Source organism: Winogradskyella marincola, from assembly GCF_029624125.1.
GTDB lineage: Bacteria > Bacteroidota > Bacteroidia > Flavobacteriales > Flavobacteriaceae > Winogradskyella > Winogradskyella marincola.
Window position 1 is genome coordinate 38936 of sequence record NZ_JARSBN010000006.1, and the last position, 20760, is coordinate 59695.

Annotated in this window: 24 protein-coding genes and 1 tRNA gene; 20 read left to right on the forward strand and 5 right to left on the reverse strand. The window is 33.7% G+C overall.

All coding sequences use genetic code 11. The features are described from left to right. The 13 genes from P7122_RS11475 (at position 1) to P7122_RS11535 (ending at position 10611) form a co-directional block, all read left to right on the forward strand. Entirely contained in the window at positions 1-1422 is a 1422-nt protein-coding gene (locus P7122_RS11475; protein WP_278005944.1) for an SDR family oxidoreductase, read from the forward strand. Beyond that, positions 1419-1565 carry a DUF2256 domain-containing protein gene (locus P7122_RS11480; RefSeq protein WP_278005945.1) on the forward strand — a complete coding sequence of 49 codons (147 nt, stop codon included), beginning with the start codon at positions 1419-1421 and terminating at the stop codon, positions 1563-1565. The genes P7122_RS11475 and P7122_RS11480 overlap by 4 nt, the downstream gene beginning before the upstream one ends. Continuing rightward, positions 1538-2842: a DASH family cryptochrome gene (locus tag P7122_RS11485; protein ID WP_278005946.1), complete on the forward strand. Its 1305-nt coding sequence runs from the start codon at positions 1538-1540 to the stop codon at positions 2840-2842. Before P7122_RS11480 ends, P7122_RS11485 begins: the two co-directional genes overlap by 28 nt. Before the next feature lie 97 nt (positions 2843-2939). Next, positions 2940-4415 carry a cryptochrome/photolyase family protein gene (locus tag P7122_RS11490; RefSeq protein WP_278005947.1) on the forward strand — a complete coding sequence of 492 codons (1476 nt, stop codon included), beginning with the start codon at positions 2940-2942 and terminating at the stop codon, positions 4413-4415. Beyond that, positions 4415-5905, forward strand: a complete 1491-nt coding sequence (locus tag P7122_RS11495) for a cryptochrome/deoxyribodipyrimidine photo-lyase family protein (protein ID WP_278005948.1) — start codon at positions 4415-4417, stop codon at positions 5903-5905. The genes P7122_RS11490 and P7122_RS11495 overlap by 1 nt, the downstream gene beginning before the upstream one ends. Before the next feature lie 99 nt (positions 5906-6004). Then, positions 6005-6442 (forward strand): hypothetical protein, encoded by a 438-nt coding sequence (locus P7122_RS11500; RefSeq protein WP_278006128.1) that lies wholly within the window; start codon positions 6005-6007, stop codon positions 6440-6442. Continuing rightward, on the forward strand, positions 6433-6705 hold the full coding sequence (locus tag P7122_RS11505; RefSeq protein WP_278005949.1) for a TIGR03643 family protein: 273 nt from the start codon (positions 6433-6435) through the stop codon (positions 6703-6705). Before P7122_RS11500 ends, P7122_RS11505 begins: the two co-directional genes overlap by 10 nt. Before the next feature lie 55 nt (positions 6706-6760). Further along, positions 6761-7453 (forward strand): GTP cyclohydrolase I FolE, encoded by a 693-nt coding sequence (gene folE / locus P7122_RS11510; protein ID WP_278005950.1) that lies wholly within the window; start codon positions 6761-6763, stop codon positions 7451-7453. A gap of 3 nt (positions 7454-7456) precedes the next feature. Next, complete coding sequence (locus P7122_RS11515; RefSeq protein WP_278005951.1) at positions 7457-7684, forward strand: hypothetical protein; 228 nt, start codon at positions 7457-7459, stop codon at positions 7682-7684. Beyond that, positions 7684-8370: an SDR family NAD(P)-dependent oxidoreductase gene (locus P7122_RS11520; protein ID WP_278005952.1), complete on the forward strand. Its 687-nt coding sequence runs from the start codon at positions 7684-7686 to the stop codon at positions 8368-8370. The genes P7122_RS11515 and P7122_RS11520 overlap by 1 nt, the downstream gene beginning before the upstream one ends. A 6-nt stretch (positions 8371-8376) precedes the next feature. Beyond that, a complete protein-coding gene (locus P7122_RS11525) occupies positions 8377-8841 on the forward strand; it encodes a TspO/MBR family protein (protein WP_278005953.1) in 465 nt (154 codons plus the stop codon). 2 nt (positions 8842-8843) lie between these two features. Then, positions 8844-9305 carry an SRPBCC family protein gene (locus P7122_RS11530; RefSeq protein ID WP_278005954.1) on the forward strand — a complete coding sequence of 154 codons (462 nt, stop codon included), beginning with the start codon at positions 8844-8846 and terminating at the stop codon, positions 9303-9305. Between the two features lies 1 nt (position 9306). Then, entirely contained in the window at positions 9307-10611 is a 1305-nt protein-coding gene (locus P7122_RS11535; RefSeq protein ID WP_278005955.1) for a cryptochrome/photolyase family protein, read from the forward strand. Between the two features lie 184 nt (positions 10612-10795). Here P7122_RS11535 and murA read toward each other — a convergent pair whose 3' ends face one another. The 3 genes from murA to P7122_RS11550 all read right to left on the reverse strand — a co-directional run bounded on the left by murA (position 10796) and on the right by P7122_RS11550 (position 13144). Continuing rightward, on the reverse strand, positions 10796-12112 hold the full coding sequence (gene murA, locus P7122_RS11540) for a UDP-N-acetylglucosamine 1-carboxyvinyltransferase (RefSeq protein ID WP_278005956.1): 1317 nt from the start codon (positions 12110-12112) through the stop codon (positions 10796-10798). A gap of 6 nt (positions 12113-12118) precedes the next feature. Continuing rightward, complete coding sequence (locus P7122_RS11545; protein WP_278005957.1) at positions 12119-12763, reverse strand: DUF4290 domain-containing protein; 645 nt, start codon at positions 12761-12763, stop codon at positions 12119-12121. A gap of 87 nt (positions 12764-12850) precedes the next feature. Beyond that, positions 12851-13144: a DUF493 family protein gene (locus P7122_RS11550; protein ID WP_278005958.1), complete on the reverse strand. Its 294-nt coding sequence runs from the start codon at positions 13142-13144 to the stop codon at positions 12851-12853. Between the two features lie 91 nt (positions 13145-13235). On the opposite strand from P7122_RS11550, the gene P7122_RS11555 reads away from it, so the two are divergent. The 5 genes from P7122_RS11555 (at position 13236) to P7122_RS11575 (ending at position 17786) form a co-directional block, all read left to right on the forward strand. After that, positions 13236-13775: an AAA family ATPase gene (locus P7122_RS11555; protein ID WP_278005959.1), complete on the forward strand. Its 540-nt coding sequence runs from the start codon at positions 13236-13238 to the stop codon at positions 13773-13775. A 2-nt stretch (positions 13776-13777) separates the two neighbouring features. Continuing rightward, positions 13778-15673 (forward strand): RecQ family ATP-dependent DNA helicase, encoded by a 1896-nt coding sequence (locus P7122_RS11560; protein WP_278005960.1) that lies wholly within the window; start codon positions 13778-13780, stop codon positions 15671-15673. Next, positions 15670-16629: a methionyl-tRNA formyltransferase gene (gene fmt / locus P7122_RS11565; protein WP_278005961.1), complete on the forward strand. Its 960-nt coding sequence runs from the start codon at positions 15670-15672 to the stop codon at positions 16627-16629. The genes P7122_RS11560 and fmt overlap by 4 nt, the downstream gene beginning before the upstream one ends. A 197-nt stretch (positions 16630-16826) precedes the next feature. Beyond that, the gene (locus P7122_RS11570; RefSeq protein ID WP_278005962.1) at positions 16827-17099 is read left to right on the forward strand and encodes an HU family DNA-binding protein; all 273 of its coding nucleotides are present in this window, start codon (positions 16827-16829) and stop codon (positions 17097-17099) included. Between the two features lie 132 nt (positions 17100-17231). After that, complete coding sequence (locus P7122_RS11575) at positions 17232-17786, forward strand: YqgE/AlgH family protein (RefSeq protein WP_278005963.1); 555 nt, start codon at positions 17232-17234, stop codon at positions 17784-17786. Here the strand turns inward: P7122_RS11575 and P7122_RS11580 are convergent. Next, positions 17783-18637, reverse strand: coding sequence for an aminotransferase class IV (locus P7122_RS11580; RefSeq protein ID WP_278005964.1), 855 nt, complete (start codon positions 18635-18637; stop codon positions 17783-17785). The two genes, P7122_RS11575 and P7122_RS11580, sit on opposite strands and share 4 nt — an antisense overlap. 69 nt (positions 18638-18706) lie before the next feature. Next, positions 18707-19099 carry an START-like domain-containing protein gene (locus tag P7122_RS11585; RefSeq protein WP_278005965.1) on the reverse strand — a complete coding sequence of 131 codons (393 nt, stop codon included), beginning with the start codon at positions 19097-19099 and terminating at the stop codon, positions 18707-18709. Positions 19100-19229: 130 nt separating this feature from the next. Between P7122_RS11585 and P7122_RS11590 the strand changes: the two genes are divergently transcribed. Together P7122_RS11590 and P7122_RS11595 are read left to right on the forward strand one after the other, a co-directional pair. Continuing rightward, a tRNA-Met gene (locus P7122_RS11590) sits at positions 19230-19303 on the forward strand. A 55-nt stretch (positions 19304-19358) separates the two neighbouring features. Next, a complete protein-coding gene (locus P7122_RS11595) occupies positions 19359-20759 on the forward strand; it encodes a tyrosine-type recombinase/integrase (RefSeq protein WP_278005966.1) in 1401 nt (466 codons plus the stop codon). The last annotated feature ends 1 nt before the right edge of the window (position 20760 follow it).

Consider the following 20760-nt stretch of genomic DNA (forward strand, 5'->3'; position numbering starts at 1 on the left):
ATGAAAATATTACTCACAGGTACAACAGGCTATATTGCCAAAAGATTAGCACTTCAGCTTTTAGAAGATGAGCATGAGCTCGTTTGTTGTGTTCGTGATTTAAATCGTATTCCAGATGAAATTGAAAATCATCCCTCTTGCTCCTTTATTAAACTCGACTTTTTAAATCCTGAACCCAACAAAATTCCTCAAGATATAGATGCTGCTTATTACTTGATACATTCTATGTCTACAAGTTCAAACGATTTTGAAGATTTAGAACGTCAGTGCGCTCAGAATTTTAAGAATTTGGTAAATGCCACACGTTGCAAACAAGTAATTTATCTCAGCGGAATCGTCAACGACAACTCTCTTTCAAAACATTTAAAATCTCGTCTTCAAGTTGAAAACACATTAAAGTCAGACCACTACGCACTTACCACATTTAGAGCTGGAATTATAGTTGGTAGTGGTAGCGCTTCGTTCGAAATCATAAGAGACATTGTAGAAAAACTACCTTTTATGATAACTCCACGATGGTTAAAAACCAAAACACAACCTATTGCTATTCGAGATGTTTTGGCTTTTCTTTCTGGCGGATTAGACAAAGAGGAATTGTACAATAAATCCTTCGATATTTTTGGTCCAGAAGTCCTTACCTACAAGGAAATGTTGCTTCAATTTGCCGAAGTTCGTGAGCTAAAACGCTACATTGTAACACTACCTGTTTTAACACCCAAATTATCATCGTTCTGGTTGTATTTTGTAACCTCTACATCATTTAAACTAGCTACTGCTTTGGTAGATAGTATGAAGGTTGAAGTCATTGGCAAACCTAGCAACATCAATAAAATTATTGGTGTTGAGCCTGTAGATTACAAAACAGCTGTAAATCTAGCATTTCAAAAAATTGAACAAAATGCTGTTGTATCCAGCTGGAAAGACGCTATAAGTAGTGGACGTTTTAATGTTCAACTTTCAAAATATATTGAGCTTCCAAACTATGGTTGCTTTAAAGATATAAGGCACAGAACTGTACAAGATGAAACTTACACACTCAATAAAATTTGGAGTATTGGTGGCCGTAATGGCTGGTACAGTTTTAATGGACTTTGGCAAATTAGAGGTTATATCGATAAGATTTTTGGCGGAGTTGGTTTGCGTCGTGGAAGAACACACGATAACTATCTCGAAGCTGGTGACGCATTAGATTTTTGGCGTGTGCTCTTTGCCGATAAAGACGAAAAGCGGCTACTTCTTTTTGCTGAAATGCGCTTACCTGGAGAAGCCTGGTTAGAATTCAAAATTGTAAAGAATCAACTTTACCAACGTGCTGTTTTTAGACCTAGAGGAATTTGGGGACGGCTGTATTGGTACGCAGTTCTACCCTTTCACGCTTTTGTTTTTAACGGAATGATCAACGCTTTGATTAATAAAAAATGAAAGGTATAAAAAAGCAACATCTGCCCACAAAAATATGTCCAGTTTGTGAACGACCTTTTATCTGGCGCAAAAAATGGGCAAAGAATTGGGACAACGTAAAATATTGTAGCGAAAAATGCAGAAGAACGACACAAAAAATCTGATTTGGTTTAGAAATGACCTGAGAACTATAGATAATGCTGTTTTAAGTGAAGCTACTAAAAATGGCAATACTGTTTTTGGTGTGTATTGTTTCGATCCTAAACACTATCAAATTGATGCTTTTGGTTTTAGAAAAACAGAAAAATTTAGAGCACAGTTTTTAATTGAAACCATTAAGGATTTAAAAACACAACTCAGTGAACTCAACATAGAATTACTAGTATATAACGAGCATCCCGAAGTAATAATTCCGAAACTTTGCGACAAATTAAATGTTGAAGCCATTTACCTTCAAAAGGAATGGACACAAGAAGAAATAGACTCTGAAAATGCAGTTAAAGCAAACATTGAAAACGTGACTTGGCATCACATTTATAATCAATTTTTGTTTCATCCTGAAGATATCAATTTTGAGATTTCTAAAACACCGCAAGTCTTTACAGTTTTCAGAAAAAAATTAGAAAAATACATCAGTATTAGGCCTGAGGTTGAAATACCAAAACTGCCAAAAAGCAATCGCATTGAAAACACCACAAGAATTCCAACACTTTCAGATTTAGGCTTTAATAATTTTGAAACACATCCACACTCAGCATTTCCATTTAAAGGTGGTGAAACTGCGGCCCAAAACCGATTGGATGACTATTTTTTCAACACCAAAAAATTAGGTTTTTATAAGAAAACGAGAAACGGTTTGGTAGGCAAGGATTATAGTTCAAAATTTTCGCCTTGGCTGGCTAATGGCAGTATTTCTGCCAGAACGATCTTTTGGAAAGTAAAAGAATTTGAAAAAGAACATTATAAAAACCAATCGACTTACTGGCTAATTTTTGAATTGATTTGGCGCGACTATTTCAAATACATTTCTCTGAAGCATGGCAACCAGATTTTTAAACTCGAAGGCATACTAAACAAAGATTATAATTGGTCTACAAATCAAGCGCAAATTCAACAATGGATAAATGGTGAAACAGCATCTGACTTTGTAAATGCCAACATGATCGAACTTAAAGAAACTGGCTGGATGAGTAATAGAGGTCGCCAAAACGTAGCATCCTATTTTGCTAAAGAACTAGAGTTAGATTGGCGTATAGGTGCTGCGTATTTTGAGTCGCTCCTACTCGATTATGATGTGCACAGCAACTATAGCAATTGGATGTATGTAGCTGGAGTTGGTAACGATCCTCGTGATCGTAAATTCAATGTGCAATTGCAAGCCGAGCGTTACGACAGCAATGGAAAATTTAGAAACCTATGGTTACAACCGAGTTTGTTTTGAGAACACCCCTAAAGTCCCCTCAAGGGGACAATACTCAAAAATGACTAGAGAACAAATGTCCCCTTGAGGGGACCTTAGGGGTGTAAATAATTAAAATATGAAACAGAAAGCAACAGCATTAATATTTCCACATCAATTATTTCAGGATTCACCAATTCTAGAAATTGATGCAGCTATTTACCTCATTGAAGAATATCTGTTTTTTAAGCACTATAAATTTCATAAACAGAAAATAGCGTTCCATAGAGCATCTATGAAAGCTTACGGTGATTTTTTAGGGTCTAAAGGTAAAACTGTTCATTATATTGAAGCAACTTCAGACGATAGTGACATCAGAACATTGATACCCAAACTGATTGACAGTGGTGCAGAAACGCTTCATATTATTGACCCAACAGACAATTGGCTAGAAAAGCGTATTAAATCAAAGGCAAAAGACATTACAGTTGAATGGTACGAAAGTCCACTGTTTATCAATACAAAAAAAGATCTCAGCTCATTTTTTAAACCTTCAAAAAAGAAATTTTTTCAAACTTCATTTTATAAAGAACAACGAAAAAATCGAGACATTTTAATGGTTTCCAAAGAACCTGAAGGAGGCAAATGGACTTATGATTCTGAAAACCGAAAGAAATATCCAAAAGACAAAACACCACCAAATATTCAGTTTCCTGAACGGTCAGAATACTATGAGGAAGCAAAAAAGTATACAGAAAAACATTTTGACAATCATTATGGTGAACTGAATGACTTCATTAATTATCCTATAGATTTTGAATCTTCTGAAGCGTGGTTACAGCAATTTTTTGACTATCGTTTTCATGAATTTGGTGTGTATGAAGATGCCATTGTAAAGGAAGAACATTTTTTAAACCACAGTTTACTCTCACCATTAATTAATGTTGGTTTGCTAAACCCTTCAGATGTAATTGATAAAGCCATTGCTTATGCTAAAGAAAATGACGTACCTATCAATTCAACAGAAGGTTTTGTAAGGCAAATTTTAGGCTGGCGCGAGTTTATAAGAGGTGTTTACGAAGTAAAAGGAACAGAAGAGCGCACTAAAAACTTCTGGAACTTTGATCGCAAAATCCCTGCATCATTTTACGACGGTTCAACAGGAATAAAACCTGTGGATGATGTGATAAAAAAAGTACTAAAAACAGGTTATGCGCACCATATAGAACGCCTAATGATTCTTGGGAATTTTATGGTGCTTTGTGAGTTCGATCCTGATGAAGTTTACCAATGGTTTATGGAATTATTTATCGACTCCTACGATTGGGTTATGGTGCCGAATGTGTATGGCATGAGCCTGTTTGCCGATGGTGGTTTAATGTCTACAAAACCATACATAAGCAGCAGTAACTACATCATGAAAATGAGTAACTACAGCAAAGGCGAATGGCAAGACACTTGGGATGGCTTGTTCTGGAACTTTATGGATAAACATCGTGATTTTTTTGATAGCAATCCTAGATTAGGTATGCTTTTAGGCAACCTTGATCGTATGAAAAAAGACACTCTCGAAAACCATTTTAATAACGCAGAAAAATTCCTGAACACGCTATAATGACGAACAAACCACATATTAATGTTGTATGGCTAAAACGCGATTTACGACTTCAGGATAATGAAGCCATTACTAATGCGCTCAGCACTGGTAAACCTACGCTACTGCTGTATGTGTTTGAACATATCTTACTAAACGACAATCATTATAGTGAACGACATTTTAATTTTATTAAAGAGTCAATCAATGACCTTAACAAGCAATTAGAGCCATATAATACCAAAATATTAAGCGTTACGAGTGATATTCAAACAGCATTTAACTTAATTCAAGAATTCTATAAAATAGATGCCATTTTCTCTCATGTTGAAACTGGTATTTTAGTGACATACAACAGAGATAAAGAATTTACACGTTATTGTCGTAACAATTTCATCCGTTGGAACGAAAGTAAAAACAATGGTGTAGAGCGTGGACTAACCAATAGAGACAACTGGTTAGAACAATGGGAAGACTATATTAGTCAACCACTTCTAGAGTTTCATCCAGAAGACAATCAGTTAATAAGCCTTCATGCTATTTCAAAACTAGAAAGTGTACTAACAGTTACAAACTTAGACACACCAAAAGACTCTTTATTTCAAAAAGGAGGAAGTTCTATCGCATGGAAATATGCTTCGTCATTTTTTGAAAATCGTCATAAAGACTACATGTTCAACATATCAAAACCAGAAGCATCGCGTACGAGTTGTAGTAGGCTTTCGCCTTATATTGCTTGGGGAAATGTTTCTATCCGACAGATTTTTCAAAAAGCTCAAAATATTAAAGAACAGAGCAAGGATAAACGACATATTGGCGGTTTTTTATCACGATTACGGTGGCAAGCCCATTTCATTCAAAAGTTTGAAATGGAACACACCATGGAAAACGAAAGTGTTAACAAAGGGTATCACAAATTAAAAAAGAGTATTTCTTTAAAATACCAACAAGCATGGAAGGAAGGCCAAACAGGTTTCCCTCTAGTAGACGCAAGTATGCGTTGTTTAGTAGAGACAGGTTACGTAAACTTTAGAATGCGTGCCATGCTCGTCTCGTTTTTTACACATATTTTATGGCAACCTTGGCAAAATGCTTCAGAACATTTATCGCAACAATTTTTAGATTTTGAACCTGGTATTCATTTTCCGCAATTGCAAATGCAAGCTGGTGAAACCGGAATAAATAATTTGAGAATATACAACCCAACACTAAACGGACTAAAGCATGATCCTGATGCTGAGTTTATAAAAAAATGGGTGCCAGAACTTGCACATTTAGATGTGCCTTTTATTCATGAACCTTACCTAATGACCGAATTAGAGCAAGGCTTATACAACTTTAAATTAGGCGAAGACTACCCAAAACCCATTGTAGATATTAAAGAAAACAGAAAGCGTGCCAGCGATATTTTATGGAATATGAAGAAAGATCCTGATGTTGTAAAAGAAAGTTTTCGCATTTTAAAACGACATACTCTAAAAGACAGAAACAGCCTTTTACGAAACAACTAAACGGCTCTGCTCTCACTGTAAAAATAGTACAATCATAATTCCTTGTTAATTTTTGTTTAACTTTTTAAAATAAAGGTTAAACATTTTGTATATTTGAGTATGCTAATAGATACTACACATTATAATTCTGAACACAAACAAATCATTGCAGACCTTGTTGGCAGTCCTTTTTGTTTGGTACAGAAATTGAAATTAAGAGGTGTAGGTTCTAAGCGTATGATTGTAGATGAAGTTAGTCCTAATTTACAACAAGTGCTAAACATAGTGTCAGATATTAACTATGGTAATATAGAACTACGACCAAAAGGCATTCTAATTCATATTACAAAAGGCTTAAAAAACTTTACTTGGATTATACCTTATTACCATTTGGTTATTTATAAAATCAATGGTTCTAGCATACATGCGCAAGGAAAATTTGTGCACTTTAGAGCTAACAAAACTTTTAAAGAAAATAAGAAATTTTTTGACAAGTTAATCGACCAAAAGACAAAGCATGACATGCTTTATAAAATGCCTGACACCTTATGGATTTAACACAAAGACATATTGATCGGGTTATTGAAATGGCATGGGAAGACCGAACACCTTTTGAAGCGATAAAATTTCAATTCGATTTAAAAGAGCAAGAAGTCATCACTTTAATGCGAAAAGAATTAAAGCCAAGTAGCTTTAGATTATGGCGAAAACGCGTACAAGGAAGAGCAACTAAACACACAAAGAAACGAACATTTGACAAAGGCAGATTTAAATGCTCGCGTCAAAAAACAATAACGAATAACTCTATTTCAAAACGTTAACACGTGCTTTGATTTAAGCTTGGAGTACTTAAAGACAGCACATTAAAAAGATGCTATGAATACAAAAGCAATTTCCAAAAACAATGGTCAAAAACTTAATGGTTTTAGCACAGAAGCCATTGGTGACGACCACTTATTCACCAGCTTAGAAACACCAATGAAAGCAAATGCTTTCGATATGTCTAATGAAGAAAAAAAGAGCAGAATCTCTATTTTATTTTCAGAAATTATGGATGTACTAGGCTTAGATCTTACAGATGATTCTCTAAGTGGCACACCAGACCGTGTAGCTAAAATGTACGTTGAAGAAATATTTTCGGGTTTAGATCCTCAAAATAAACCTAAAGTTGCATTATTCGATAATAAATATCAATACAACCAAATGTTGGTAGAAAAGAATATTACATTTTATTCTAACTGCGAACATCATTTTGTACCAATTATTGGAAAAGCACACATTGCTTACAAATCTTCAGGAAAAGTTATTGGACTCTCTAAACTTAATAGAATTGTTCAGTATTACGCCAAAAGACCTCAGGTACAAGAACGATTAACCAATCAGATTGCTAACGAACTAAAAACGGTTTTAGAAACCGAAGATGTTGCTGTAATTATAGATGCCAAACACCTTTGTGTATCGTCAAGAGGTGTTCAAGATGACACATCTACAACAGTAACGACCTATTATGGTGGAATTTTTAATACACCAGAAAAAATCAATGAAATTCAAAATTATATAAATAATTAAGTTATGGATATATTAGATCAAGCCAAAGAATTTGAAAACAGAAAGTTTTCATTCAAGACAACAAGCGACAGAATTTTAGCTGCAAGAGAAGCAAAAGATATTATCCTTGGTGTAAACGAGGTTTATAAAAAGAAAAAAGACCAAAAACTTATGGATCTTATGAAGCGCCTTACGGTTATAAAACAAAAGATCGAAAAACGTCTGAAAGGTAAGCCTTTAACTGCAGCATAATGAAAACTATAATTGTTATTGGAGGAAGCAAAGGCATTGGCAAAGCCTTAATTTCGTCTTTGCTTTCTTCTTATGATAACATTGTTAATATCAGTAGAACTGAGCCTGCAATTTCTGGTGGTAATATAACGCATTATTCCTGTGATATTCTCACAGATGACTTACCTGATATTGAAAGCGCAGATGGTTTAGTGTATTGTCCTGGAAGCATTAATCTTAAACCCATTAATCGTTTGAGTATTGAGGATTTTCAAGATGATTTTAACCTCAATGTCATAGGTGCTGTAAAGGCAATTCAAAAATATTTACCAGCATTAAAGAAAGGAAATAATCCTTCTATTGTGCTATTTAGTACAGTTGCTGCAAAATTAGGAATGCCTTTTCACGCAAGTGTTGCTGCTTCAAAATCAGCGGTTGAAGGCTTAACAAAATCTTTAGGAGCAGAATTAGCGCCAACGGTACGTGTTAATGCAATTGCACCAACAGTAACTAACACAGAATTGGCTTCAAAACTCTTAAGGAATGACAGTATGATTGAAAAAATGAACGAGCGTCATCCTCTAAAGAAAATCCTTCAACCTGAAGAAGTTGCTGACATGGCTAAGTTTTTATTGTCTGATAAAGCTTCATCGTTATCTGGACAAATTTTTGAAATGGATTGTGGCATTGTAAGTTTTAAACTTTAATTTTTGATGAAAAAAATCCAATATCTCATACTGTTTTTAGTCATCAACTTTGGAGGTTTAGCATTAGGAGTTTGGCTGATGGATAATGGACCAACATCCGATTGGTATTTAAGTCTGAATAAAGCTCCATGGACTCCTCCTGGTTGGCTTTTTGGCGTAGCTTGGAGTACCATTATGGCTTGCTTTTCTTGGTATTTAGCAGAGCTCTTTATATTAAGAGCCTCAAAATATTTATGGATGATATATATTTTTCAGGTCATTTTGAATGTTGGCTGGAACTTCGTCTTTTTTAATCAGCACTTAACAACTGTTGGACTTGGAGTTATAATTCTACTAACCTTGGTCATTCTTTATTTTTTCATCACATTTAGAAGCGATAGGCTCAAATATGCCAAATATCTACTTCTGCCCTACATCATTTGGTTGTGCATAGCAACATCGCTCAATGCCTACATTGTTTTAAATAATTAATCATGAAAATTTACACTCTACACAAAAAACAGAATTTACCAATCTCTGTAGACGAAGCATGGAATTTTCTATCTGATCCAAGAAATTTAAAAACCATTACTCCAGATTATATGGGCTTTCATATACTTTCTGGTGCTGACAGACCTATGTTTCCTGGGCAAATTATTCAATATATTGTTACACCTGTTTTAGGTATTAAAACAAAATGGGTTACAGAAATCACACACGTTAAGGACAAAAAATATTTTGTAGATGAACAACGTTTTGGTCCTTATGCACTTTGGCATCATAAGCATTTTATAAAGCCAATTGAAGGTGGTGTAGAAATGGAAGATATTGTAGATTATAAAGTTCCTATGGGAATCTTAGGGCAAATGGTGCATCCTTTTTTGGTAAAACCAAAACTTGAAGAAATTTTTAATTACAGAACAACAAAGCTTGAAGCGCTTTTCGGAAAATATTAATATGAGCAAAGCAGTAAATGTATTTTGGTTTCGTAGAGACCTTAGAGTAGATGATAATGTAGGATTTTATGAAGCCTTAAAAGGCGAGCATCCTGTTTTACCAATTTTTATTTTCGATTCTGAAATATTAGATAAATTACCAGAAGACGATGCTCGTGTTATCTTTATACACCGAACCTTGCAAAATATGAGACAAACCTTGCAAGACAAGCATAACAGCAGTATTGCCATATATCACGGCAAACCACTTGAAATCTACAAACAACTTACTGAGGATTTTGATATTGATACCGTCTACACTAACCATGATTATGAGCCTTATGCTAAAGAGCGTGATGAAGAAATTCTATCCTTTTTAGAAGCACAAAATATTGAATTTAAAACCTTCAAAGATCAAGTGATTTTTGAAAAAAACGAAGTCGTAAAAAACGATGGTGATCCATACGTTGTTTACACACCATACATGCGTACATGGAAGGAAAAATTCAAAACAATTGATTTAGAAATTTTTTACACCAACAACTATCTAGACAATTTAATAGCACAAACACGCTTGCCAAATTTAAGTTTATCAGATATAGGTTTTACAACGTCTAGCCAAGAGATTGCAGATTATGATGTTACACCAACCCTCATTCAAAATTACGAAGACACACGAAATTTCCCAGCTAAAGATGGCACATCTCGTTTAGGACCTCACTTACGTTTTGGAACCGTAAGTGTTCGTAAAATGGTAAAAAAAGCCATAGCCGAAAAAAATGAAATCTTTTGGCAAGAACTGATTTGGCGTGAGTTTTTTATGCAAATCCTATGGCATTTTCCGCATACAAAAGACAAAGCCTTTAAGAAAAAATACGATCGTATAGAATGGCGAAATAATGAAGATGATTTTAAAAAATGGTGTGAAGGAAAAACAGGTTATCCTTTGGTTGATGCTGGAATGCGTGAGCTAAACGAAACAGGTTTTATGCACAATAGAGTGCGCATGTTGGTTGGTAGCTTTTTGTGCAAACATTTACTTATAGATTGGCGTTGGGGCGAAGCCTATTTTGCAGAAAAGCTTCATGACTACGAAATGGCAAGTAATGTTGGTAATTGGCAATGGGTAGCAGGTTCTGGTGTAGATGCTGCTCCTTATTTTAGAATATTTAATCCGACAACTCAAATTCAGAAATTTGATAAAGACCATAAATACATAAAAAAATGGGTACCAGACTATCAAGAACTCACTTACCCTAAACCTATGGTAGATCATAAAGAAGCCAGAGAGCGCTGTTTGGCGACTTATAAATCGGCTTTAAAATAATTACAAATGCACACAATAAATTCAAAATCTGAACGTTACAAACTCAAGACACCATGTCTTATAAGAAATAACCATTTCAATAAACAATTTTAAAAACCCTGAATTAAAACTCAGGGTTTTGCAATAATAAAAAAGCTTCAATTATATAATTGAAGCTTTTAATTTTCTTATTCATGATAATCTATTAATTACCAGGAACACGTTCTATCTTAGCACCTATTGCTCTAAGACGTTCATCAATGTCCTCGTAACCACGATCTATCTGTTCTATATTATGAATTGTAGATGTTCCTTTTGCAGATAATGCTGCTATTAATAATGATATACCAGCTCTAATGTCTGGCGATGTCATTGTTGTTGCCTTTAATTGCGATTTAAAATCATGACCTATAACAGTTGCTCTGTGCGGATCGCAAAGAATAATCTTAGCTCCCATATCTATCAACTTATCTACAAAGAATAAGCGACTTTCAAACATTTTTTGGTGTATTAAAACTTCACCTCTAGCCTGTGTTGCTATTACCAAAACAATACTCAATAAATCTGGTGTAAAACCTGGCCAAGGAGCATCTGCAATTGTAAGTATAGAACCATCTATATAATTCTGAATTTGATACCCTTCTGTGTGCGCAGGAATAAAAATATCATCTCCTTGCTGCTCTACGGTAATTCCTAGTTTTCTAAAAACATTAGGAATCTGCCCTAAGTCATTCCAACTTACATCTTTTATGGTAAGCTCACTTTTTGTCATAGCAGCTAAACCAATCCAACTACCAATTTCTATCATATCTGGTAGCATTTTGTGCTCTGTACCACCTAAGCTTTCTACACCATCAATAATAAGCATATTAGATCCTATACCAGAGATTTTGGCTCCCATTCTATTTAGCATCTTACATAACTGCTGTAAATATGGTTCGCAAGCTGCATTATAGATTGTAGTTTGTCCTTTTGCCAAAACAGCAGCCATAACAATATTTGCTGTTCCGGTCACAGAAGCTTCGTCTAAAAGCATATAGGTTCCTTGTAGTTCATCTGCTTCTACACCATAGAAATAATCTTCTCTGTTGTATCTAAATTTAGCTCCAAGATTAATAAAACCTTCAAAATGGGTATCTAAACGACGACGACCAATTTTATCTCCTCCTGGTTTTGGAATGTATCCTTTACCAAAACGCCCTAATAAAGGTCCGACAATCATAATAGAGCCTCGTAAACCTTTACCGTCTTCTTTAAATTCTGCTGATTCTAAATATTTTAAATTGACATCATCAGCCTTAAAACTGTAAGAGCCTTTTCCTAATTTTTCTATTTTAACACCTAGCTTTTTTAGTAAAGCAATAAGCTTGTTAACATCGATAATATCTGGAATATTATTAATGATAACAGTCTCTGGAGTTAATAATACTGCACAAAGAATTTGCAAGGCTTCATTTTTAGCACCTTGAGGCTTTATTGAACCCTTTAACTGATGTCCGCCTTCTATTTTAAATGTACCCATTCGTTATTAGTAACGTTTTCTGTTGTTAGAATATTTCTTTTTAGACTTTTTAGAATTGCTTTTATTGCCATACTTTGTCTTAGTACGCAATAAGCTAGAAGAATCACTTAAGTCCTCTTCACTGTTTTTCAGGTTTATTTTACCACCTGATAATTCAAACAAATGATCAAAAATAACGTTATCTTCTACACTATCTTTATTCCAATTGAGATAACACTTCTTCATATGATTTGCAATCGTATAAATTAGCGCTTCTTTCATATCACCATCATCCCAAGTAATAGCTACATCTATCATTGTCTTTATGTTGTTACCATAAAAACGGTATTTAGGATGGTTTTGAGGGTATTTTAGAGGATCTGGTCCAGCTGATAATTCTTCGCGAGAAGGTTTTGGGTAAGGCGAATCTGCATCTAGTTCAAAATCGGCCATTATAAAAAGCTGATCCCATAACTTATGCTGAAAATCTGGCACATCTCTTAAGTGAGGCTGAAGATTTCCCATCACAGAAATAATAGCTTTTGCCAGTTTGTTTCGTTCTTCTTTTGTCTCGCGCGTCTTAGCATGAGTTATCATTTTTTGCAGATGACGTCCATACTCTGGTATTATTAAATGCTCGCGCTCAGTGTTGTATTCTAAATTATCAATCAAAATATAAAATGTGTAGTAAATTATATAAACCTGAAGTTTCTAGGTTTTGTCGCAAAGTACAAAAAAATAGCTAGCTTAGAAGAAATTTTATAGGGAAATTACACCTTCTACTTTTTCTCCTACTTCTTTATATTTTGCAATGACTTCGTCTGGGTTTTTCATTCTAACATTTACAGAAACACTTGTGTATTTACCATTCTTAGAAGGCCTTGTATTTATCACTGCTCCCAAATGGTTAAACAAAGACTTTATTTGTTCAATTTTTGAGGGATCAGAATCTACAATAAACTTATATAAATATTCTGTTGGCCAAAGCGCTGTGTCTTGTAATTGGCTTTTTAATTTCTTGTAAAATTCTTCTGATTTTTTATTCTTATCCATTATCAATTTTTATAAATACAAAGATACATCTTACTTTGCATTTTTGGTTTTAATATTTTATCACGATTTTTACTGCAAAAATACTGCCAATTTGAGTCCAAAGAAAATAGTAATTACAGGTGGTCCTGGTACCGGAAAATCTTCAATAATAAATCACTTAAAAAGCCGAGGTTTTTTATGCTATGATGAAATCTCTAGAGAGGTAACGCTACAAGCTAGAAAAGATGGTATAGAACAGCTTTTTTTAACTGAACCTCTGCTCTTTAGCGAAAAACTTTTAGAAGGTAGAATGCAACAGTATAATGATGCTTCTAAAGAAAATGTAAATGCTGTTTTTTTAGACAGAGGTATACCAGACATTTTGGCTTACATGGATTATATTGGAGATGACTATCCTCAATATTTTGAAGATTCATCTCAAAACAATAACTACGACCATGTGTTTGTACTTGCGCCTTGGCAAGAGATTTTCACAAGTGACAGCGAACGCTATGAAAATTTTGAACAAGCCATAGAAATACATCATCACCTTCTAAAAACATATATGAAGTTTGGCTATCAATTAATTGATGTTCCGTTTGAAACTATAGAAAAACGTACAGATTTTATTTTAGAGGTCTTAAATTTGTAGTAATGCATCCTATTGAAGTTTTAGAACGTTATTGGAATTACACTTCTTTTAGACCATTACAGGAAGACATTATCAATTCTGTATTAGCAAACGAAGACACCTTTGCTTTGTTACCAACTGGTGGTGGAAAATCGATTTGTTTTCAGATTCCTGCTTTAATGAGAGAGGGTATTTGTATTGTGGTTTCACCACTTGTTGCCTTAATGAAAGATCAGGTAACTACTCTAAAACAAAAAGGTATAAAAGCCATAGCACTTACTTCTGGCATGTCTTATAAAGATTTAGACACGCAATTAGACAATTGCATTTATGGTAATTACAAATTTTTATACCTGTCTCCCGAGCGCTTGCAACAACCGTTAGTACAAGAGCGTATAGAGCAAATGCGTGTAAACCTTATTGCTGTAGACGAGGCTCATTGTATAAGCCAATGGGGAAATGATTTTAGACCTGCTTACAAAAATATTGCTAGCCTAAGACAGATACATCCACAAGCAAACTGTATTGCACTTACTGCTTCTGCAAAATATAGCATTATAGATGATATTGTAACCAACTTAGATTTTGTAGCTCCTAAAATACATAAGGCTTCTTTTACAAGAAATAATATTGCTTATCAAGTTATTGAAACTGAAGACAAATTGTTTCAGTTAAAGCATATTTTAAACAAAAATCAAGGCAGCTCTATTGTATATGCAAGAAACAGACGAGCTACAAGAGATATTAGTAATTATTTAGAAGCCCAAGGGTTTTCGTCAACCTTTTACCATGGAGGCATTACTAATAAAGAAAAAAATGAACGTCTACAGCTATGGCTTAGCGAGCAAAAGCTTATTATGGTAGCCACAACGGCTTTTGGTATGGGAATTGATAAACCTAACGTAAAAAACGTAGTTCATTTTAATTTACCAGAGAGTTTAGAGAGTTATTATCAAGAAGCAGGAAGAGCTGGAAGAGATGGTCAGTTAGCAAGTGCCACAATCTTAAAACAAACTATAGATGAGGATCACTTAAAACAGCAATTTTTAAGCACATTACCATCTTCAGAATATGTAAAAACCATTTATAAGAAGCTGTGTAACTATTTTCAAATTGCATATGGTGAAGGAGAAAACAGCACCTTTCAATTCGATTTTAAAACATTTTGTGCCACTTACAAATTAAATCCAAGCATTACTTACAATACACTTACTGTTTTAGACCGAAACTCTATTATAGCACTAACTCAACATTTTAATTTTAGAACTAAAATTCAGTTTTTAATATCTAACAATACGCTGTTTCAGTACTTAGAAAGGCACCTGGATTTTAACACCTTGGTTAAGGTCTTACTGCGTACATATGGTGGCATTTTTGATTATGAAACAAAAGTGAACCTAAACTTGGTAATAGACAAATCTGGTATATCAGAAAAAAAAGTAATCTACCAATTACAACAATTAGAGAAAGACGAAATCATTAGCCTAGAAATGGCAAATACAGACTCTGAAATTACGTTTTTAAAGCCTCGTGAAGATAGCATTACCATAAACCCAATAATAAAGACCGTTGAGCAGCAACACATGCTAAAACACCAACAAGTTGCTTCGGTTATTAATTACGTTAACAACAATAGTGTTTGCAAAAACAATCAACTACTCACCTACTTCGGCGAAAAACCAAAAGAAGATTGTGGTTTATGCTCAGTATGTGTTCAAAAAAAAGTCAAGCCACTAGCTAAAACAAATGGTAATCTTGCTAGCAAAATTCTAGATATTTTAGGCGAAGAAGATTTATCTTCGCGCCAACTACTACAGGCTATTACTTGTACCGAAACAGAACTAATAGAAGCGCTTAAAACACTCATCGAAACAAAAAAAATAAAAATCACAGACGCTAATACATATACAATACTATGACACAAAAACACGATTTACGAATTGTTTTTATGGGTACACCAGATTTTGCTGTTGCAACCTTAAAAGCATTATTGGATAATAATTATAATGTTGTTGGCGTAATAACTGCTCCAGATCGTAAAGCTGGTCGTGGTCAAAAACTTAAATCTTCTGCTGTAAAAGAATTTGCGCAAAAGCACAACTTAAACATACTTCAACCCACAAATCTTAAAGCCGAATCCTTTATTGAGGAATTAAAAGCCCTTAAAGCTAACCTACAAATTATTGTTGCGTTTAGAATGCTACCTAAAGTTGTTTGGCAAATGCCTGAGTTTGGCACCTTTAATTTACACGCCTCACTTTTACCACAATACAGAGGAGCAGCACCAATACATTGGGCAATTATAAATGGTGAAAAGAAAACCGGAGTTACAACATTTTTTATTGACGAAAAAATTGACACAGGAGCCATAATACTCAGTGAAGAAACCAATATAAAAGAAGATACTACCGTAGGTCAATTACATGATGAGCTTATGGCTATAGGAAGTAAACTTGTTGTAACAACAGTAAAACTTATAGAAGAAGGAAATGCAACAACAACAATACAACCTAAATCTGAAGACTTAAAAACAGCTTACAAACTTAATCGTGATAATTGTAAAATTGACTGGTCTGAAGATTTAGATACTATATATAATAAGATAAGAGGTTTAAATCCTTTTCCTACCGCTTGGTGCTATCTAGATAATGAAGAAGAAAAACCACTTTCGGTGAAACTTTATGGAGTAGAAAAGATCTATGAACCTCATAATTTTGAAGCAGGTTTAATTTTTTCAGACAAAAATGAACTAAAAGTTTCATGCCAAGGAGGTTACATAAAAGTGAAAGAAATGCAGTTGCCAGGCAAACGAAAAATGGATGTAAAATCGTTATTAAATGGTTTTGAATTTTCTAAAAACTCTAAACTTCTGTAAAGCCTTGTTATTATTGAGATCGTGAAAATTTCGACAAAATGCACAGCTTTATTAACAAATAGCATGATTTATTAACAAAATCGCCGATTTCCCTTGCTATTACTTGCGTGGCTTAATTTTACTGATAAATTTGTGTACGGATTTTTAAAAATCTTTTTTTTAAAAACTGAATATTTAACAATTTAAATTTAAAATTTATGAACAAAACAGATTTAATCAATGGTATGGCAGAGAATGCTGGAATTACTAAAGCAGCTGCTAAAAAAGCGTTAGATTCTTTATTAATTGATATTGAAGGTGCTTTACAAAAAGGAAACAGAGTTTCTTTAGTAGGATTTGGATCTTGGTCAGTTTCTAGAAGAGCTGCTAGAGATGGAAGAAACCCTCAAACTGGTAAGACTATCAAGATTAAAGCTAAAAATGTAGTAAAGTTTAAAGCAGGTTCTGATTTAAGCAACGCTGTAAACTAAGACGTTTTTTTCTTAAAAATATTAAGCCTGCTCAATGAGCAGGCTTTATTTTTGCTATAATTTTAATACTACTAAAGTTGTTTAATTCCTAAAAAAACTTTAGATTTAGTTAAGAAAAAGCACATTTTTATAATGATTAAACCCCAAAAAGGCAATTTGTTAATTGCAGAACCATCCATAATCGGAGATATTTCGTTTAACCGAGCAGTGATTCTTTTAGCAGATCATAATGCTTTGGGTTCTGTTGGGTTTATTCTAAACAAACCTTTAGAGTATAACTTAAAAGACCTTATTGAAGGTACAGACTCTGACTTTAAGGTCTACAATGGTGGGCCTGTAGAACAGGATAACCTGTATTTTATTCATAAATCGCCAGAATTAATTCCTGATAGTATAGAGATCTCTAATGGAATTTTTTGGGGAGGTGATTTTAACGTTGTCATAGAACTCATAAATAACAATAAGATATCCAAAGACGATATTAGATTCTTTTTAGGCTACTCTGGTTGGGCAGAACAGCAACTAGATAACGAGCTAGAATCTAATGCATGGCTTGTTTCTGAGAACATATACAATAATGAGATTATTGCAAAGTCTTGTAATTCTTTTTGGCGCGAAAAAATGCTAGAGCTTGGTGGTGACTATAAAATATGGTCTAATGCACCTGAAAATCCTAGTTATAATTAAGCACCTAATCTTATCCTAGCGTTTAATTTATTTGTTAGATCCTTAGCCAATTGGCACCCATAAGTTTTCTTTCTATATTTTGTAATAGGAATAATACCTTGAATTACATTAGTAATAAATAACTCATCTGCTTTTTGAAGTTCAAAAGGACTAATAGATGCCTCTTCAATGTATAAATTAACATCTTTAGATAATACTTCTAAAACCTGTTTTCGCATTACACCTTTTAGGCAACCATCTTCTAATGGTGGAGTTTTAATTTTATCTCCTTTAACTAAAAATAAATTTCCATTTAACGCTTCAATAACGGATTTATTGGTATTAAGTACTAAACAATTGTTTAAATCATTCTCTTTAGCATAAATACTTCCTATAACCTGAATCGCTTTATTATTAGATTTTAAACCCGAAAGTAAACCAGGCGCTATAAAAAAGTCTTTGTACAAATCAACTTCATATGTTTGACCTTCTTTAACTGTATAAAAAGGTTCATCAAACGCTTCTGTAATAATACTATAGGTAACTTTTGAATTTTCTGAAGGTAAATACTTACCGCCTTCACCTCTATCTATATTTAATCTTACTCGTGCTGAAGAACTTAATAAGTCGTTAGCCTCAATAGTTTTAAGAATTTCATTTTCTAAAAATTCCATAGTAAAACTCATAGGAATATCCATACGAATTATACGCATTGATGCCATTAATCTAAAATAGTGATCTTCCCAAAAAAAGATTTTACCATTAACCACTTTTAAAGTTTCAAAAAGTGCATCACCATACTTATAGCCTCTATTTTCTGAAGTGAACAAAGTGTCTTGAGAGCTTACAAGATTTCCATTAAAATTTACCATAAAAAAAGTCTCGATTTAGTTTTTTAAATTAAACCGAGACAAAGATATAATAGTTGAGTTAGTTACGGGTTACCTTGAGCCTAAAACTTGTTTTAGACTAGAAATCTGATTTTCCCAAAGCATTTTACCTTCATCTATTTCGTCTTCTTCAGCAAAATCTGTAATCATAAGAGATACATCTTTGGTTATCTCATCCACTTGGATTCTAATTTCAAAGTAATAGCTTGCGCCATCCTCTTCATCGCTAATCCATCTAAATTTCACACGTTCACCACTCTTTTTGGTAAGTAATTTGGCTTGTTCTTCTGAGCCATCCCAAATAAAAGTAAATAGTTCTCCGCGAGAATTAACATTATCGGCATACCACTCAGATAAGCCAGAAGGTGTAGATATATATTGGTAAATTAAAGATGGAGATGCTTGAATAACAAACTCCATTTCATATTTTTCTTTATCGTCCATAGAAGCATTTAATTATTTGCTCAATATATGCAATTATGATACAATTCAAAACTTTAGACTAAAAATATTTTTTTTAGAATGTATTGTTTGTGGTACTGAATTTTGTTTATATATTTGCAACCGCAAAAATGGCGAGGTAGCTCAGTTGGTTAGAGCGTCGGATTCATAACCCGGAGGTCTCGAGTTCAAATCTCGATCTCGCTACAAAAACTTAAATTACACAAAATCAACGGTTTAGTTCACGCTAAACCGTTTTTTTATGTGTATTATTTATGATTTGATTACCTTAGACTTCTTAAACGAACACGATTTAGAACACGATTTGGAACACAAAAGAAAATTCTCACCTCCAAAAATTTTTGATGCAGACGGAGATTTAAGTAAGCGATGGTACGTTTATTTTTCGTACCGTAACCCGGAGACGGGAAAGATGAAACGCATGAAAAACATCTACGGAGGTGCAAATCGATTTAAAACCAAAGCCGAGCGCTATAGTGTACTTAGTCTATATAAGAAGCGTTTATTACGGTTTTTGAAACAAGGGTATAATCCGTTTGAAGACAACACATCACTTTACCAAAAGCACACTCAAAAACAAACACAAATAATTGAAAATCAACAAGTTTTAAAATCTACAGAAACTTTACCGCAGAAGGAACACGAAAAAGAACACGTTTCTGAAGTTATACCCAAAACAGAGCCAAAAACTGTTGAAAAAACAACACAAAATCCAGAAAAGCAAAAACCACCAAAACCCTTGTCACCAAAGGTTTTAGACGCTTTTAACCGTGCATTAGAGCTAAAAACCAACGTCACCAAAGCAAAAACACTCGAAGACTATACATCTCGTATCTATAAATTTCACAGATGGCTTAAAAAAAGACATAAAGCAATAACACATATTGAGCATTTAGAAAAAAAGCACGTCCTAGAATTTCTTAATGAGGTACAGCTTCAATCCTCTCCAAGAAATAGAAATAACTACAAAACGGTGTTTAGTACAATTTTTCAGGTTTTAGAGGATAATGAAATTATAGAGCGTAATTTTATTAAGAGTATTAAATCGCTAAAGTCTAAACCTCAACGACACAAAACCTATACAGACAAGGAGCAAGAGCGTATTTTTACGCACCTAGAAAAGGAAGATCCAATTCTCCTACTCTACATTAAATTCATTTCGTATAACTTTCTAAGACCTTTAGAAGTTTGTCGATTGAAAATTAAGGATATCAATTTTGATGAAAAGACTCTAAAATTTGAAGCCAAGAATAAAGTTTTAAAGACTAAACTCATACCAGACATTTTGTTTGAAGAACTGCCTGATCTTTCAAAATGCCAACCAGAAGACCTATTGTTTACTCCTAACAAAATTGGAAGTCAATGGGATGCTACAGAGGTAAATAGAAGAACCAATTTTGGTAAGCGTTTTTCGGCTGTAAAAAAGGAGTTAGGTTTTAATAAAGATTATACCTTATATAGTTTTAGACATACCTTTATTACAAGACTATACAGAGCAATGGCTAAAGACTCCTCGCCTTTTGAGGCAAAAAGTAGGTTAATGCTTATTACAGGTCACAGCACTATGACAGCTTTAGAAAAATACTTAAGAGATATTGATGCAGAATTACCACAGGACTATTCAAATCTATTAAAGAAATAAG

Excerpts from the sequence above, each read along its gene's own strand:
- P7122_RS11475 (WP_278005944.1), top strand. The coding sequence starts at position 1 with ATGAAAATATTACTCACAGGTACAACAGGCTATATTGCCAAAAGATTA.
- P7122_RS11480 (WP_278005945.1), top strand. The coding sequence starts at position 1,419 with ATGAAAGGTATAAAAAAGCAACATCTGCCCACAAAAATATGTCCAGTT.
- P7122_RS11485 (WP_278005946.1), top strand. The coding sequence starts at position 1,538 with ATGCAGAAGAACGACACAAAAAATCTGATTTGGTTTAGAAATGACCTG.
- P7122_RS11490 (WP_278005947.1), top strand. The coding sequence starts at position 2,940 with ATGAAACAGAAAGCAACAGCATTAATATTTCCACATCAATTATTTCAG.
- P7122_RS11495 (WP_278005948.1), top strand. The coding sequence starts at position 4,415 with ATGACGAACAAACCACATATTAATGTTGTATGGCTAAAACGCGATTTA.
- P7122_RS11500 (WP_278006128.1), top strand. The coding sequence starts at position 6,005 with ATGCTAATAGATACTACACATTATAATTCTGAACACAAACAAATCATT.
- P7122_RS11505 (WP_278005949.1), top strand. The coding sequence starts at position 6,433 with ATGGATTTAACACAAAGACATATTGATCGGGTTATTGAAATGGCATGG.
- folE (WP_278005950.1), top strand. The coding sequence starts at position 6,761 with ATGAATACAAAAGCAATTTCCAAAAACAATGGTCAAAAACTTAATGGT.
- P7122_RS11515 (WP_278005951.1), top strand. The coding sequence starts at position 7,457 with ATGGATATATTAGATCAAGCCAAAGAATTTGAAAACAGAAAGTTTTCA.
- P7122_RS11520 (WP_278005952.1), top strand. The coding sequence starts at position 7,684 with ATGAAAACTATAATTGTTATTGGAGGAAGCAAAGGCATTGGCAAAGCC.
- P7122_RS11525 (WP_278005953.1), top strand. The coding sequence starts at position 8,377 with ATGAAAAAAATCCAATATCTCATACTGTTTTTAGTCATCAACTTTGGA.
- P7122_RS11530 (WP_278005954.1), top strand. The coding sequence starts at position 8,844 with ATGAAAATTTACACTCTACACAAAAAACAGAATTTACCAATCTCTGTA.
- P7122_RS11535 (WP_278005955.1), top strand. The coding sequence starts at position 9,307 with ATGAGCAAAGCAGTAAATGTATTTTGGTTTCGTAGAGACCTTAGAGTA.
- murA (WP_278005956.1), bottom strand. The coding sequence starts at position 12,112 with ATGGGTACATTTAAAATAGAAGGCGGACATCAGTTAAAGGGTTCAATA.
- P7122_RS11550 (WP_278005958.1), bottom strand. The coding sequence starts at position 13,144 with ATGGATAAGAATAAAAAATCAGAAGAATTTTACAAGAAATTAAAAAGC.
- P7122_RS11560 (WP_278005960.1), top strand. The coding sequence starts at position 13,778 with ATGCATCCTATTGAAGTTTTAGAACGTTATTGGAATTACACTTCTTTT.
- fmt (WP_278005961.1), top strand. The coding sequence starts at position 15,670 with ATGACACAAAAACACGATTTACGAATTGTTTTTATGGGTACACCAGAT.
- P7122_RS11570 (WP_278005962.1), top strand. The coding sequence starts at position 16,827 with ATGAACAAAACAGATTTAATCAATGGTATGGCAGAGAATGCTGGAATT.
- P7122_RS11575 (WP_278005963.1), top strand. The coding sequence starts at position 17,232 with ATGATTAAACCCCAAAAAGGCAATTTGTTAATTGCAGAACCATCCATA.
- P7122_RS11580 (WP_278005964.1), bottom strand. The coding sequence starts at position 18,637 with ATGGTAAATTTTAATGGAAATCTTGTAAGCTCTCAAGACACTTTGTTC.
- P7122_RS11585 (WP_278005965.1), bottom strand. The coding sequence starts at position 19,099 with ATGGACGATAAAGAAAAATATGAAATGGAGTTTGTTATTCAAGCATCT.
- P7122_RS11595 (WP_278005966.1), top strand. The coding sequence starts at position 19,359 with ATGTGTATTATTTATGATTTGATTACCTTAGACTTCTTAAACGAACAC.